The organism is Streptomyces sp. NPDC058195 (assembly GCF_042883525.1).
In the GTDB taxonomy this organism is placed as follows: domain Bacteria; phylum Actinomycetota; class Actinomycetes; order Streptomycetales; family Streptomycetaceae; genus Streptomyces.
The window spans coordinates 140,279-155,241 of record NZ_JBHVVM010000008.1; the positions used below are offsets into that span (position 1 = coordinate 140,279).

General features: G+C 71.3%; 11 protein-coding genes and 1 pseudogene. 8 read left to right on the top strand and 4 right to left on the bottom strand.

All coding sequences use genetic code 11. The features are described 5' to 3' along the window. The first annotated feature begins 44 nt into the window (after nucleotides 1-44). The 4 genes from ACFVWY_RS12955 to ACFVWY_RS12970 all read left to right on the top strand — a co-directional run bounded on the left by ACFVWY_RS12955 (nucleotide 45) and on the right by ACFVWY_RS12970 (nucleotide 4,676). Nucleotides 45-2,588, top strand: coding sequence for an ATP-binding protein (locus ACFVWY_RS12955; RefSeq protein WP_389870610.1), 2,544 nt, complete (start codon nucleotides 45-47; stop codon nucleotides 2,586-2,588). A gap of 99 nt (nucleotides 2,589-2,687) precedes the next feature. Next, the gene (locus tag ACFVWY_RS12960) at nucleotides 2,688-3,380 is read left to right on the top strand and encodes a response regulator (protein ID WP_389870613.1); all 693 of its coding nucleotides are present in this window, start codon (nucleotides 2,688-2,690) and stop codon (nucleotides 3,378-3,380) included. Between the two features lie 120 nt (nucleotides 3,381-3,500). Continuing rightward, nucleotides 3,501-3,917 carry an OB-fold nucleic acid binding domain-containing protein gene (locus tag ACFVWY_RS12965; protein ID WP_389870614.1) on the top strand — a complete coding sequence of 139 codons (417 nt, stop codon included), beginning with the start codon at nucleotides 3,501-3,503 and terminating at the stop codon, nucleotides 3,915-3,917. A gap of 3 nt (nucleotides 3,918-3,920) precedes the next feature. Beyond that, the gene (locus ACFVWY_RS12970; protein ID WP_389870617.1) at nucleotides 3,921-4,676 is read left to right on the top strand and encodes a DUF3159 domain-containing protein; all 756 of its coding nucleotides are present in this window, start codon (nucleotides 3,921-3,923) and stop codon (nucleotides 4,674-4,676) included. A 76-nt stretch (nucleotides 4,677-4,752) separates the two neighbouring features. Here ACFVWY_RS12970 and ACFVWY_RS12975 read toward each other — a convergent pair whose 3' ends face one another. Continuing rightward, entirely contained in the window at nucleotides 4,753-5,430 is a 678-nt protein-coding gene (locus ACFVWY_RS12975) for a potassium channel family protein (protein ID WP_389870619.1), read from the bottom strand. Next, nucleotides 5,430-6,098, bottom strand: coding sequence for a potassium channel family protein (locus ACFVWY_RS12980; RefSeq protein WP_389870622.1), 669 nt, complete (start codon nucleotides 6,096-6,098; stop codon nucleotides 5,430-5,432). The genes ACFVWY_RS12975 and ACFVWY_RS12980 overlap by 1 nt, the downstream gene beginning before the upstream one ends. A 264-nt stretch (nucleotides 6,099-6,362) precedes the next feature. On the opposite strand from ACFVWY_RS12980, the gene ACFVWY_RS12985 reads away from it, so the two are divergent. The 4 genes from ACFVWY_RS12985 (at nucleotide 6,363) to ACFVWY_RS13000 (ending at nucleotide 12,109) form a co-directional block, all read left to right on the top strand. Further along, nucleotides 6,363-7,028 carry a GntR family transcriptional regulator gene (locus ACFVWY_RS12985; RefSeq protein WP_389870624.1) on the top strand — a complete coding sequence of 222 codons (666 nt, stop codon included), beginning with the start codon at nucleotides 6,363-6,365 and terminating at the stop codon, nucleotides 7,026-7,028. Between the two features lie 352 nt (nucleotides 7,029-7,380). Continuing rightward, nucleotides 7,381-8,409, top strand: a complete 1,029-nt coding sequence (locus tag ACFVWY_RS12990) for a 1-aminocyclopropane-1-carboxylate deaminase (RefSeq protein ID WP_389870928.1) — start codon at nucleotides 7,381-7,383, stop codon at nucleotides 8,407-8,409. A gap of 208 nt (nucleotides 8,410-8,617) precedes the next feature. Further along, on the top strand, nucleotides 8,618-10,666 hold the full coding sequence (locus ACFVWY_RS12995) for an APC family permease (protein ID WP_389870627.1): 2,049 nt from the start codon (nucleotides 8,618-8,620) through the stop codon (nucleotides 10,664-10,666). Nucleotides 10,667-10,780: 114 nt separating this feature from the next. Continuing rightward, nucleotides 10,781-12,109 carry a class I SAM-dependent RNA methyltransferase gene (locus tag ACFVWY_RS13000; RefSeq protein WP_389870629.1) on the top strand — a complete coding sequence of 443 codons (1,329 nt, stop codon included), beginning with the start codon at nucleotides 10,781-10,783 and terminating at the stop codon, nucleotides 12,107-12,109. A gap of 239 nt (nucleotides 12,110-12,348) precedes the next feature. Here the strand turns inward: ACFVWY_RS13000 and ACFVWY_RS13005 are convergent. Beyond that, nucleotides 12,349-12,984, bottom strand: a pseudogene (locus ACFVWY_RS13005) (lipase family protein); the annotation flags it as partial. 265 nt (nucleotides 12,985-13,249) lie between these two features. Beyond that, nucleotides 13,250-14,956 carry a serine/threonine-protein kinase gene (locus ACFVWY_RS13010; protein WP_389870632.1) on the bottom strand — a complete coding sequence of 569 codons (1,707 nt, stop codon included), beginning with the start codon at nucleotides 14,954-14,956 and terminating at the stop codon, nucleotides 13,250-13,252. Nucleotides 14,957-14,963: the final 7 nt, after the last annotated feature.

Below are 14,963 nucleotides of genomic sequence, written 5' to 3' on the forward strand. Positions count from 1 at the left end.
CTGCCGCATCGGACGCGGCCGGTTCAAGAGAAGACAATGGGGCCATGGCACGCGGCAAGCTTCGGATCTACCTGGGGGCGGCACCCGGCGTCGGCAAGACGTACGCGATGCTCTCCGAGGCCCATCGGCGGGTGGAGCGGGGCACCGACTGCGTCGTCGCCTTCGTGGAGCACCACGACCGGCCGCGCACCGAGGTCATGCTGCACGGCCTGGAGCAGATCCGGCGCAGCGAGATCGAGTACCGCTCGGCCGTGTTCACCGAGATGGACGTCGACGCGGTGCTGGAGCGTGCCCCCGCCGTCGCCCTGGTGGACGAGCTGGCCCACACCAACGTGCCGGGCTCCCGCAACGCCAAGCGCTGGCAGGACGTGGAAGAGCTGCTCCAGGCCGGGATCGACGTGATCTCCACCGTCAACATCCAGCACCTGGAATCGCTCGGCGACGTCGTCGAGTCCATAACCGGCGTCCGGCAGCGCGAGACCGTCCCCGACGAGGTCGTCCGCCGGGCCGACCAGATCGAGCTGGTCGACATGTCGCCGCAGGCGCTGCGCCGCCGGATGGCCCACGGCAACATCTACAAGCCGGACCGGATCGACGCCTCACTGTCCAACTACTTCCGCCCCGGCAACCTGACCGCCCTGCGCGAGCTGGCCCTTCTCTGGGTCGCCGACCGGGTCGACGAGTACCTCCAGCAGTACCGTGGCGAGCACAACATCCGCACCACCTGGCAGGCCCGCGAACGCATCGTCGTCGGCCTCACCGGCGGCCCCGAGGGCCGTACGCTCATCCGCCGGGCGGCCCGGATGGCGGCCAAGGGCTCGGGCAGTGAGATCCTCGCCGTCTACATCGCCCGCAGCGACGGCCTGACCTCCGCCTCGCCCAAGGAACTCACCGTCCAGCGCACCCTGGTGGAGGACCTCGGCGGTACGTTCCACCACGTCATCGGCGATGACATACCCTCCGCGCTCCTCGAATTCGCCCGCGGGGTGAACGCCACCCAGATCGTCCTCGGCTCCAGCCGCCGCAAGGCCTGGCAGTACATCTACGGACCGGGCGTGGGCGCCACCGTCGCCCGGGAGTCCGGGCCCGACCTCGACGTCCACATCGTCACCCACGAAGAGGTCGCCAAGGGGCGCGGCCTGCCCATCGCGCGGGGCGCCCGGCTCAGCCGGGCCCGGATCATCTGGGGCTGGGTGGCCGGTGTCGGCGGCCCGGCCCTGCTCACCCTGCTCCTGGCCTGCGTGGACAGCGGCCCCGGGCTCGCCAACGACGTCCTGCTCTTCCTCTTCCTGACCGTGATCGCCGCGCTGCTCGGCGGACTGCTGCCCGCCCTGGCGTCGGCCGCCGTCGGCTCGATGCTGCTGAACTACTGGTTCACCCCGCCGACCCACACCCTGACCGTGCAGGACCCGGAGAACTTCGTCGCCATCGTGATCTTCTTCGCGGTGGCGGTCTCGGTCGCCTCGGTGGTCGACCTCGCGGCCCGACGCACCCATCAGGCGGCCCGGCTGCGCGCCGAGTCGGAGATCCTCTCCTTCCTCGCGGGCAGCGTGCTGCGCGGCGAGACGACGCTGGACGCGCTCCTGGACCGGGTCCGCGAGACCTTCGGCATGGAGTCCGTCGCCCTGCTGGAACGCCGCAGCGACGTGGACCCGTGGACCTGCGCGGGCAGCGTCGGGCCGGGTCCGGTGGCCCGGCCCGAGGACGCGGACGTGGACATGCCGGTCGGGGACCACATGGCACTGGCGCTCTCCGGCCGGGTGCTGCCTGCCGAGGACCGCCGGGTGCTCGGCGCCTTCGCCGCGCAGGCCGCCGTCGTACTGGACCGGCAGCGCCTGGTCGGCGAGGCGGAGGAGGCCCGCCGCCTCGCCGAGGGCAACCGGATCAGGACCGCGCTCCTCGCCGCCGTCAGCCACGATCTGCGCACTCCGCTCGCCGCCATCAAGGCCGCGGTCAGCTCCCTGCGCTCCGACGACGTCGCCTGGTCCGAGGAGGACCAGGCCGAACTCCTGGAGGGCATCGAGAACGGCGCCGACCGCCTCGACCACCTCGTCGGCAACCTCCTCGACATGTCCCGGCTCCAGACCGGCACGGTCACCCCGCTGATCCGTGAGATCGACCTCGACGAGGTGGTCCCGATGGCGCTCGGCGGCGTCCCCGAGGACAGCGTCGACCTGGACATCCCCGAGACCCTGCCGATGGTCGCGGTCGACCCCGGGCTGCTGGAGCGGGCGGTCGCCAACATCGTCGAGAACGCGGTGAAGTACAGCCGCCGCGCCGAACGCGTCACCGTCGCCGCCAGCGCGCTCGGCGAACGCGTCGAGCTGCGGGTGGCCGACCGCGGCCCCGGCGTGCCCGACGAGGCCAAGGAACGCATCTTCGAGCCCTTCCAGCGCTACGGCGACGCCCCGCGCGGCGCGGGCGTCGGACTGGGGCTCGCGGTGGCCCGCGGCTTCGTCGAGTCCATGGGCGGCACGCTGGACGCCGAGGACACCCCCGGCGGCGGCCTCACCATGGTGCTGACCCTCAGGGCGGCAGCGGGGTACGTTCCCGTCAGCCCCGACCTGCCCGAGCGGGTCATCTCATGACCGCACGGGCCGTCCCATGACCGCACAGGTCACCTCATGATCCCCATGATCACCGGAACGCCCCGGGAGATCGCCGTACAGCAGAAAGGCAGGGCCCCCATGACCCGGGTGCTTGTGGTCGACGACGAGCCGCAGATCGTACGCGCCCTCGTGATCAACCTGAAGGCGCGCAAGTACGAGGTGGACGCGGCGCCCGACGGCGCGACCGCCCTCCAGCTCGCCGCCGCCCGCCACCCCGACGTCGTCGTTCTCGACCTCGGGCTGCCGGACATGGACGGCGTCGAGGTGATCAAGGGGCTGCGCGGCTGGACCCGGGTGCCGATCCTGGTGCTCTCCGCCCGTCACACCTCGGACGAGAAGGTCGAGGCCCTGGACGCCGGGGCCGACGACTACGTCACCAAGCCGTTCGGCATGGACGAGCTGCTGGCCCGGCTGCGTGCCGCGGTCCGCCGCGCCGAGCCCGTCGGGCAGCAGGGCAGCGACGACGTCGTGGTGGTCGAGACCGAGGGGTTCACCGTCGACCTGGCGGCGAAGAAGGTGCACCGCGGGGGCCGGGACGTACGGCTCACCCCCACCGAGTGGCACCTGCTGGAGGTGCTGGTCCGCAACGGCGGCCGTCTGGTCAGCCAGAAGCAGCTGCTCCAGGAGGTCTGGGGTCCTTCGTACGGCACCGAGACCAACTACCTGCGGGTCTACATGGCCCAGCTGCGGCGCAAGCTGGAGGCCGATCCCTCGCACCCCCGGCACTTCGTCACCGAACCGGGCATGGGCTATCGCTTCGAGCGCGGCTGAACGGACCGCGGGGCCCGGAGTCCGCCCCGGGCCGGGACCGCGCCGGCCGTACCCCGGTCACTCGTCCGAGTGAGACCAGGGCCACCCGCCCGGAGTAGCCGGGACCGGTACCCTTCGGGTATGAGTGCTGTTCCACGATCCGACAGGCCCGGCAAGGCGGATAAGCCGTCGGGCCGCTTCCGCCGGATGCTCGACAGGCTGTCCAGCTCCCAGGAGGACCTGGAGTCCGAGGAGCTGCAGGAGGACGCGCAGGCGTCGGGGTGCACCCGGATCTCCGACTGCACCGACCGCCAGATCGTGAAGGTGACTGGTACCTTGCGGACCGTCACCCTGCGGCCGCGCGCCGGAGTGCCCGCCCTGGAGGCCGAGCTCTTCGACGGTACCGAGCCGCTCGACGTCGTCTGGCTGGGCCGACGCTCCATCGTGGGCATAGAACCGGGCCGCCGGCTCATCGCCTCCGGGCGCATCGCCATGAGCCACGGGCGTCGGGTGCTGTTCAATCCCACATACGAACTCCGACCGCTCGGCAAGGAGTAGCCGGTGACGTCCCTCGACAAGCCGACGTCCGACACGGACCGCACCACCCGCACCGACCAGCAGGAAGCCGACGCGAAGGCGGTCACCGAGGCAGCGCTCTTCGAGGCGTTCGGCGGTGTCCGGGGCATGGTGGAGACGGTCGTTCCCGGGCTGCTGTTCGTCACCATCTTCACGATCAACAAGAACCTCCACACCTCGGCCATCGCGGCCCTGGTGGTCTCCCTGGTCCTGGTGGTCGTACGGCTGATCCGCAAGGACACCGTCAAGCACGCCTTCAGCGGCGTCTTCGGCGTGGCCTTCGGCGTGGTCTTCGCGATGATGACGGGCAACGCCAAGGACTTCTACCTCCCGGGCATGCTCTACACGCTCGGCCTGGCCCTCGCCTATCTGATCACCACACTCGCCGGGATGCCGCTGATCGGCCTGATCCTGGGGCCGGTGTTCAAGGAGAACCTCTCCTGGCGCACCCGTAACCCGGGCCGCAAGAAGGCGTACGCCAAGGCCAGCTACGCCTGGGGGCTGATCCTCCTCGCCAAGTGCGCGATCCTCTTCCCGCTGTACTGGTGGGCCGACACCACCCAGCTCGGCTGGGTCCTGGTCGCCCTGAAGATCCCCCCGTTCCTGCTGGCGGTCTACCTGACCTGGGTCTTCCTCGCGAAGGCGCCGCCGCCCATCGACGTCTTCGCCGAGATGGAGGCGGAGGAGCAGGCCGAGAAGGAGCGCAAGGCCGCCGCCGCGGCGCGCGACCAGGAGTTCTGAGCGCCGCCACCGAGCCGTGCGAAGGGGCCCGCGACCGTGTCATACGGTCGCGGGCCCCTTCGCGGTTCCGGCCGGTTCAGCTCTCGGTGTCGCTCCGGCGCACCGACAGCAGGTCCTCCAACTGCTCCTCGCGCGCCTGCGCGGCCACGAACAGCAGCTCGTCACCGGCCTCCAGGGTCTCCTCGGTGCTGGGCGTCAGCACCCGCTGCCCCCGGATGATGGTGACCAGCGAGGTGTCCTCCGGCCAGGCCACTTCGCCGACCTGGGTGCCCGCCAGCGCCGATTCCGGCGGCAGCGTCAGCTCGACGAGGTTGGCGTCACCGTGGCTGAAGCGCAGCAGCCGGACCAGATCGCCGACGCTCACCGCCTCCTCGACCAGGGCCGACATCAGGCGCGGCGTCGAGACCGCGACATCGACGCCCCAGGCCTCGTTGAACAGCCACTCGTTCTTCGGGTTGTTGACCCGGGCGACGACCCTCGGCACGCCGTACTCGGTCTTGGCGAGCAGCGAGACGACCAGGTTCACCTTGTCGTCACCGGTCGCGGCGATCACGACGTTGCAGCGCTGGAGCGCCGCCTCGTCGAGCGAGGTGATCTCGCAGGCATCGGCCAGCAGCCACTCGGCCATCGGCACCCGCTCCACCGAGATGGCCGTCGGCGCCTTGTCGACGAGCAGCACCTCATGCCCGTTCTCCAGCAGCTCGCCCGCGATGGAACGGCCCACCGCACCGGCCCCGGCAATCGCGACACGCATCAGTGACCGCCCTCCTCAGGCCCTTCGGCGAAGGCCGCTTCGACCTTCTCGACCTCGTCCGTACGCATCATCACGTGGACCAGGTCACCCTCCTGCAGCACCGTCTGCGAGGTGGGCAGTATGGCTTCGCCCAGCCGGGTGAGGAACGCCACGCGGACGCCCGTCTCCTCCTGAAGCGTGCTGATCTTGTGCCCGATCCAGGACGGGGTGGTGTGCACCTCCGCGAGCTGCACCCCACCGCTCGGATCGCGCCACAGCGGCTCGGCGCCCGAGGGCAGCAGCCGCCGCAGCATCTGGTCCGCCGTCCAGCGCACCGTGGCGACCGTGGGAATCCCGAGCCGCTGGTAGACCTCGGCGCGGCGGGGGTCGTAGATCCGCGCCGCGACATTCTCGATGCCGAACATCTCGCGGGCCACCCGTGCGGCGATGATGTTGGAGTTGTCGCCGCTGCTCACCGCGGCGAAGGCACCGGCCTCCTCGACGCCCGCCTCGCGGAGGGTGTCCTGGTCGAAGCCGACCCCCGTGACGCGCCGCCCGCCGAAGCCGGACCCGAGGCGGCGGAACGCCGTGGGGTCCTGATCGACGACGGCGACCGTGTGCCCCTGCTGCTCCAGGGTCTGCGCGAGAGCGGCCCCCACTCGCCCGCAGCCCATGATGACGATGTGCACCTTGCGCCTACCTCGCAGTCCTGATCGTCCGGCTGACCTGCGAAAACACCCTGCTCACACTTCTTTCTCAGCTTGCCGGGCAAACAACGGGGCAACGGTGTGTCCCGTTGCCCAGGATGAGCTTATGCGGACCGGGATGCGAGGCCTCATCCGAGTGGGCTTTCGACGCGCCCCGGCCGGCGGGCGGCGGTCCGGAGCCGGCAGAAGATTCCCCCGGGGCCGGCTCTTGAGTACCGAGCCAACAGACATCTAACATGTCAGTTCATGGAGACCTTGCGACCCGTCCGGCGGACGCTGCTGCGGGACACCGCCTACGAGGCGATCCGCGACGCCATCGTCCGCGGCGACCTCCCGCCCGGCGCCCCCGTCCGCGACGCCGATCTCGCCGAACGGCTCGGGCTCTCCCGGGCCCCGGTCCGCGACGCCCTCGCCCGGCTCTCCGCGGAAGGGCTCGTCGAATCCAAGCCACAGAGCTACACCCGGGTGACCCGGCTGGTGCCGCGCGACGTCCGGGACGCGGCCGCCGTCGTACGCGCCATGCAGGAGCTGGCCGCCCGGACCGCGGTGCCCCACCTCGTCGACGCGGACCTCACCGTGATGCGTACGGCCAACCGCCACTTCCGGGCCGCCGTCGACCGCGGTGACGTGGCGGCCGCGCTGCACCACGACGACCTGATCCACGACGTCCTGGTCGCCGCCTGCGACAACCGCGCGGTGACCGCCACCATCGAGCGCTACACCCCCCTGATCCGGCGTCTGGAGTGGCGGCGGTTCGGCACGGCCGGAACCGCGCACGGCTCCGCGGAGCTGCACGAGCGGCTGATCGAGGCGTGCGCGGCCCGCGACGCCGAGGCGGCGGCCCGGATCACCGCCGAGATCTGGCAGGCACTCGAAGAACTCGCCGACGAACCGGACGATCCACACGCGTAGCCGGACGGGCCACACGCGTAGCCGGTCGGTCCGTGTGCGTAGTCAGCCGGTCGATCCGCACGTGCGGCGGGGCACGCCGCGCGCGCAGCCGAACGAGTCCGGCACGTAGCCGGGCACGTAGCCGGGCACGTCCGGCGCGCCATCCGGACGTGCCCGGCGCGCAGGCGTGGCGATGCCCCGTCCCGCCCCCGCCGTACCTCTGTGTCCTCCGAGCCAGGCAGCCCTATCCCCCGAGTCAGGCAGCAGAGCAACACCCCCTATCCGCACCAGCCAGGGAGCCCTCGTGACCGCCGCAACGCCCACCTCGCCGTCCTCTCCGCAGCCTTCCGCTTCCTCCCCGTACCCGTCCGCCGTGCCGTCCCTCCCCGGACACGCGCGCTACCCCCTGCTCTTCGGTCCGTCCCCGGTGCACCGGCTCGACCGCCTGACCGAGCACCTCGGCGGCGCCGAGGTCTGGGCCAAGCGGGAGGACTGCAACTCCGGCATCGCCTACGGCGGCAACAAGACCCGCAAGCTCGAATACCTGGTCGCCGACGCCCTCGCGCAGGGCTGCGACACGCTGGTGTCCATCGGCGGCGTCCAGTCCAACCACACCCGCCAGGTCGCGGCGGTCGCCGCCCGCGCAGGTCTCGCCTGTGTACTCATCCAGGAGAGCTGGGTCGAGTGGCCCGACGCCGTCTACGACAAGGTCGGCAACATCCTGATCAGCCGACTGGCGGGCGCCGACGTGCGGCTGGTGCGCGCCGGATTCGGCATCGGCGTCAAGGAGAGCTGGGAGCAGGCACTGCGCGAGGTGGAGGAGCGCGGCGGCAAGCCGTACGCCATCCCGGCGGGTGCCTCCGACCACCCGCTGGGCGGGCTCGGCTTCGCGGGCTGGGCGTACGAGGTCGCCGAACAGGAACGCGCGCTCGGCGTGTTCTTCGACACCGTGGTGGTCTGTTCGGTGACCGGCTCCACCCAGGCGGGCATGGTCGCGGGCTTCGCCGCGCTGGAGGAGGCGGGCGCCCGCCCCCGCCGGGTGCTCGGAATCGACGCCTCCGCCGAGCCCGCCCGCACCCGCGAGCAGATCGCCCGGATCGCGGCGGGCACCGCACGGCTCATCGGGGTGCGCCGGGAGCTCACCGTGGACGACGTCGAGCTGGACGAGCGGTACCACGCGGGCACCTACGGCCTCCCCGACGACACCACCCTCGACGCGATGCGGCTCGCCGCCCGCACCGAGGGCATGGTCACCGACCCCGTGTACGAGGGGAAGTCGATGGCGGGAATGATCGACCTCGTGGAACGCGGCGAGATCGCCCGCGATTCCGCCGTTCTCTACGCGCATCTCGGCGGACAGCCCGCGCTCAACGGATACAGCGCCCTTTTCTCGGACTCCTGAGACAACCCCCGGGAGAGTCCCGGGAGAGCCCCCGAGGGGGTCGACGAAGGGATCTTCGAAGGGATCCTCGAAAGACCCGCCTCGGGCCGGTGGAAGCGCAAGGATTTCGTTAAGGATTTCGTGGTTTTTTCGGCCGAGTGCAGGAGATTGCGGGGCCGTGGCGGTGATGCGTCCGAACCCTCCGGACGAAGCGCTTACGATCCTCTGCGTGTCCAAACTGACCGACGTGCCCAAACGGATTCTGATCGGGCGGGCGTTGCGCAGCGACAAGCTGGGAGAAACGCTCCTTCCCAAGCGCATCGCACTTCCCGTCTTCGCATCCGACCCGCTGTCCTCGGTGGCGTACGCACCAGGAGAAGTTCTCCTGGTGCTCTCCGTCGCGGGCGTGTCGGCCTACCACTTCAGCCCCTGGATCGCGCTCGCGGTCGCGGTGCTGATGTTCACGGTCGTCGCTTCGTACCGGCAGAACGTGCATGCCTATCCGAGCGGTGGCGGTGACTACGAGGTCGCCACCACCAACCTCGGCCCCAGGGCCGGACTGACCGTGGCCAGTGCGCTGCTGGTCGACTACGTGCTGACCGTCGCGGTGTCGATCGCCTCCGGTGTGGAGAACCTCGGCTCCGCGATCCCGTTCGTCGTCGAACACAAGACGGTGTGCGCGACCGTCGCCATCGTGCTTCTGACGCTGATGAATCTGCGTGGCGTCAAGGAATCCGGAAAACTCTTCGCCATCCCCACGTATCTTTTCGTGGCCGGTGTGTTCATCATGATCGCTTGGGGTGCGTTCCGGGGACTGGTTCTCGGCGACACCATGAGCGCGCCGACCGCCGGCTTCGAGATCAAGGCGGAACACCAGGGGCTCGCCGGATTCGCGCTCGTCTTCCTGCTGCTGCGGGCCTTCTCCTCCGGATGTGCCGCCCTCACCGGCGTCGAGGCGATCAGCAACGGCGTACCCGCGTTCCGCAAGCCGAAGAGCAAGAACGCCGCGACCACGCTCGCGATGATGGGCCTGCTGGCCGTCACCATGTTCTGCGGCATCATCACCCTGGCCATGGCCACCGATGTGAAAATGGCCGAGAACCCGGCCCGGGACCTGATCAACCACGGCATCCCGGTCGGCTCCTCCTTCGTTCAGGACCCGGTGATCTCACAGGTCGCGGCTGCCGTCTTCGGCAAGGGCAGCCTCCTCTTCGTCCTCCTCGCCGCCGCCACCGCGCTCGTTCTCTTCCTCGCCGCGAACACCGCGTACAACGGCTTCCCGCTGCTCGGCTCGATCCTCGCGCAGGACCGCTACCTGCCCCGTCAGCTCCACACCCGCGGTGACCGGCTCGCCTTCTCCAACGGCATCGTGCTGCTGGCGGGCGCGGCGATCCTGCTGACCTGGGTCTACGGGGCGGACTCCACCCGCCTGATCCAGCTCTACATCGTCGGCGTCTTCGTCTCCTTCACGCTCAGCCAGACCGGCATGGTCCGGCACTGGAACCGTCACCTGAAGACGGAGAAGGACCCGGCCAAGCGCCGCCGCATGAAGCGCTCCCGCGCGATCAACACCTTCGGGGCCTTCTTCACCGGCCTGGTGCTGGTCGTCGTGCTCGCGACCAAGTTCACCCACGGCGCCTGGGTGGCCCTCCTCGGCATGGTCATCTTCTACGGCACGATGACCGCGATCCGCCGCCACTACGACCGGGTCGCCGAGGAGATCGCCGCCGACGAGACCCCGTCCGACGAGACGATAAGGCCCTCCCGGGTCCATTCGATCGTCCTGGTCTCCAAGCTTCACCGGCCCACCCTGCGCGCCCTCGCCTACGCCAAGCTGATCCGCTCCGACCGGCTGGAGGCGTTGTCCATCAGCGTCGACCCGGCTGAGACCAAGGCGCTCAAGGACGACTGGGAGCGGCGCGGCATCGACATCCCGCTGAAGATCCTCGACTCCCCGTACCGTGAGGTGACCCGGCCGGTCATCGACTACGTGAAGGGCCTGCGCCGGGAGAGCCCGCGCGACGTGGTGAGCGTGTACATCCCGGAGTACGTGGTCGGCCACTGGTACGAGCACCTGCTGCACAACCAGAGCGCGCTGCGCCTCAAGGGCCGTCTGCTGTTCACCCCGGGCGTCATGGTGACCTCGGTGCCGTACCAGCTGGAGTCCTCCGAGGCCGCGAAGAAGCGGGCCAGGAAGCGCGCCGAATGGAACGCGCCGGGCTCGGTGCGCCGCGGCCCCGTGGAGCGCAGGCCCAAGGAACCCAGCGGCAAGGGCTGACCTGCCCCGCCCACCCCCGCCCGCCCGCTCGTGGTGAACGGCCGGACGACACCCACGTAGACTCGTGGGTTGTTGTCCGGCCGTTTTCCCCTTGATCTCTGGAGCCACCCCCTCATGCAGAACGAACCCACGTCGTCGCTGGTCGGGGAGGAGTACGAGGTCGAGGTCGGCCCCGTCGCACACGGCGGCCACTGCATCGCCCGTACCGGCGAGGGCCAGGTCCTCTTCGTACGGCACACGCTCCCCGGCGAGAAGGTCGTCGCGCGTGTCACCGACGGCGACAGCGACTCCCGCTTCCTGCGCGCCGACGCGGTACGGATCATCGAGGCGTCCAAGGACCGCGTCGAGGCGCCGTGCCCCTATGCCGGACCCGGCAAGTGCGGCGGCTGCGACTGGCAGCACGCCAAGCCGGGCGCGCAGCGCCGCCTCAAGGGCGAGGTCATCGCCGAACAGCTCCAGCGCCTCGCGGGCCTCACCCCGGAGGAGGCGGGCTGGGACGGCACGGTCATGCCGGCCGAGGGCGACAAGCTCCCGGCGGGCGAGGTGCCCGCCTGGCGCACCCGGGTCCAGTACGCCATCGACGAGGAGGGCCGGGTCGGCCTGCGCAGGCACCGCTCGCACGACGTGGAGCCCGTCGAGCGCTGCCTGATCGCGGCGCCCGGGGTCACGGAGCTGGGCATCGAGAAGCGGGAGTGGCCCGGCATGGCCTCGGTGGAGGCCATCGCCGCCACCGGCTCCCATGACCGCCAGGTCATCCTCACCCCGCGTCCGGGGGCCCGGCTCCCGCTCGTCGAGCTGGACAAGCCGGTCTCCGTGATGCGCGTCGACGAACGCGACGGCGGCGTCCACCGTGTGCACGGCCGCGCCTTCGTCCGTGAGCGCGCCGACGACCGGACCTACCGGGTCGGCTCCGGCGGCTTCTGGCAGGTCCACCCGCAGGCCGCCAACACCCTGGTGCGCGCGGTCATGCAGGGCCTGCTGCCCCGCAAGAACGACACGGCCCTCGACCTCTACTGCGGCGTCGGCCTGTTCGCCGGTGCCATCGGCCAGCGCATCGGGGAGAAGGGCGCCGTCCTCGGCATCGAGTCCGGCAAGCGCGCGGTGGAGGACGCCCGCCACAACCTGAAGGACCTGGACCGGGTCCGCATCGAACACGGCAAGGTCGACCAGGTCCTCCCGCGCACCGGCATCACCGAATGCGACCTGATCGTTCTGGACCCGCCCCGCGCGGGCGCCGGCAAGGCCACGGTCAAGCACCTCGCCACCCTCGGAGCCCGCCGCATCGCCTACGTCGCCTGCGACCCGGCCGCCCTCGCCCGCGACCTGGCGTACTTCCGCGACGGCGGATACCGGGTGCGGACGCTGCGGGCGTTCGACCTGTTCCCGATGACCCACCACGTGGAGTGCGTGGCGATTCTGGAGCCTGCGGACAAGGGTGCCTGACCTGCGGGTTTGTTGAGTGCGCGGGATAGGCGCTACGTGCGTTACGGGCGATATCCTGACGCATATCTGACACACGTGACACACGTTTGACGCACGCCTGGCTTGTTTGCTGACGTGCCGTCAGTAGTGGAAAGCCGCCCTCCCCACCGGCATGACATCCGGGCTGGGAGGGCGGCTTTTCTGCTGTGCGGACACCCATCGTGCTTCGTCTCCCGCTGCATCCACGGTCAAGGCGGCCGGTCCGCCGGGGGTGCGCCGACGTAGGTTCCGGAGAGCGGACACGTCGGGTGCGTAGGGGGCTGGAGTTCCGCGGTGGCGGCGCTGGCGCCGCCGCCCTGGCTGTAGCCGTTCAGGCCGGTGCGGGACGGTGCGGTGACCGAGGGGCGCCGGGGTGCGGCACGGGCGGCGTCCAGCAGGGCGTGTGCCTGGTCGAGGCGGTTGGCGTAGGCGTGCGGGCGGTCGGTGGCTCGATGTAGGCACTGATCAGGCCCACCGGCTGTCCGGGCGAGTTGGTGGACTTGTGCATCAGGCGGGTCGCGGTGTCCGGCGTCGGGCGGCCGTCCGGGCCGGGGATGCTCAGACCGGGCGGCAGTGCCTCCCTCGGTGTGGATCAACACGGCGTTGGCGGAGGGAAGTTCGGCTGGAGGGTGGAGAAGGCGGGGATGGTGGCCCCGCGGGAGACGACGGGTTCCGGTGCGGCCGTGGAGGCCGGTTGCCGCCGGCAGGCCCGCCGCGTACCGTGCCGCCGGCAGGCCCGCGCGGACCGTGGCGGCGACGGCGACCCCGGCCAGCAGGCGCAGTCCCGCCCGGTTGCCACGGCCGGTCGCCGTGCCGGTGGTGCGGCTGGAGCGGGAACGGGTTCTCTCACGGCTCATGGTGTGTTCCTCGTTCGACAGTCGGATAGCGAGGGGGCCGTGGCGATGCGGTGCCCGGCGATGGCGGCCCCGGCCCGTTCGGCCACGGCGGCGAACACGCTTGCGGCGGTCGGTTCCGCGATACCGGCGAGCAGAGCGTGCGCCTGCGGGGAATGGGTGTGAGCGGCCCCTGGAGAGGGGGCGGGGTGCCGTCCGATCGATGTGGTCGTCCGAACTGCCCAGGCGGGACAGGTCCTTGGTGACCGATGCCGCCCGAACTCGTCCGTCAGGGGCGATGCGCGCCAGGTGTTGCGCGGAACCGCATGGTTACGTGCCGGGCACGTGCGGCGGCGTAGGTCTGTGGGGCGGTCAGTGACAAGGCGTCTGTGTGCGTCGTCCGGGAAGAGCCCGCCGTGCTGTGCGCGGCTTCGGAGGGCCTGCCCCGCTGCCCCCTGGGGGAGTGCCGCCCGGCCGCGCGCGGTTCGCTGGACTGCGGCGGGCCGCAGTCGGGGAGAGCCGGGTGGTCCTTCGTACGGACGGCGGGCAGCCAGGCCGTGGCCAAGACCTTCGTGCCGGGGACGCGGATCCGGAACCAGACTGTGGACCGGCGGTCTTCTTCGTCGAGGATCGGCAGCCCGGAGGCCAGTCGGCATTCCGCCGTCAGGATGTCGCCGTGCCACACCCGGGTGTCCACGACGTTCTCGGTGGTGTAGGGCCGCCGCGGGTCGATCGCGAGGCCCAGACTGCAGCGGAGGTCGCGGTCGCGGCGGTCCTGGCAGTCCCGCTCGGCATTGAACACCCGGACCCGGGCGGGGTTTTCGGGGAGGTCATGGAAGGCCGCGGGATCCTGGCCGGTTTCTTTCCTCACCGCGTAGGCCCAGAGCGCGGCGGCGGCCGCGCACCCGGTGAGGGCGAGCACGAGGGCGCGCGCCCGAAGGCGGGCACCGGAGCGGTCGCGGAGGCGGTCGCGGAGACGGATACGGGGGCCGGGGCGGCGAGTCGGGAGACCGGCCTCGTGGGCCCGGACGCGTTCGAGGAGGTGTTCGGCGGTGTGCGGGGCGCGGGCTGTGTGGCTGGGGGCCAGGCAGTCGGCGGCGAGGGCGCGCCAGAAGGCGGGGACGGCGCTGTCCATCCGCAGGGGCGCCCCGCCTGCGGCGTACTCCTGCACGGCGGCCCTGCGCGCCGTCGGCGTGGCGCCGGGGAACGGCAAGGCGCCGTGCGCGAACACCTCGTGGACGATGACGCCGAACGCCCAGATGTCGGCACTGGTCCGCACTTGGACGCCGCGCTCCGCGAGGGGCTCCCGCCACCGCTCGGGCGGGAGGTAGTCGAGGGTGCCCATCGGGCCGGACCAGCCGTGGGTGCCGGTCAGTTCGATGGCGAGGCCGAAGTCCGAGAGCCGTACCTTGCCGTCCCGCCCGATGAGGATGTTCTCGGGCTTGAGGTCGGTGTGCACCCAGCCGCTGCGGTGCAGATGGGCGAGGCCCTCCACGATGCCGGTGACGAGCCGGGTGCCCTCGTCCTCGGTGATGCCGGTGGCGAGCAGCTCGCGCAGGCTGCACCGGGCCCGCTCCATGACGAGGACGATCGCGTGGTCGAAGGACGGCTGGTCGGGAGCGCTGAGGACCAGGGAGTCGAGGAGCCGGACGAGCCGGGGATGGCCGGCCCTGCGGCTGAGATCGATCTCCCGGCGGGCGGCCTCGGCCACGCTGCGGGCCTGTCGGGGCGCGAGTCCGGCGGTCGGCATGACCTTGAGCGCGACCTCGTCCCCGTCCGCCGGGTGCGTCGGCCGGTCGGCCGCAGGGTCTGCCTCGTCCGCAGGCCCGTCGGTGGCGCGGTCCGTCGTCCGGTCCGCCGCGCGTCCGGCGTAGACGGTGGCCCAGCCGCCCGCACCGATCGGCTCGCCGACGACCCAGGGGCCGATCCGGTGGCCCTGCGGCAGGAGTTCCGGTCCGCCACTGTTCCCCGGCGCAGGCCGGTCGTGCACCGTCACCGCTCCG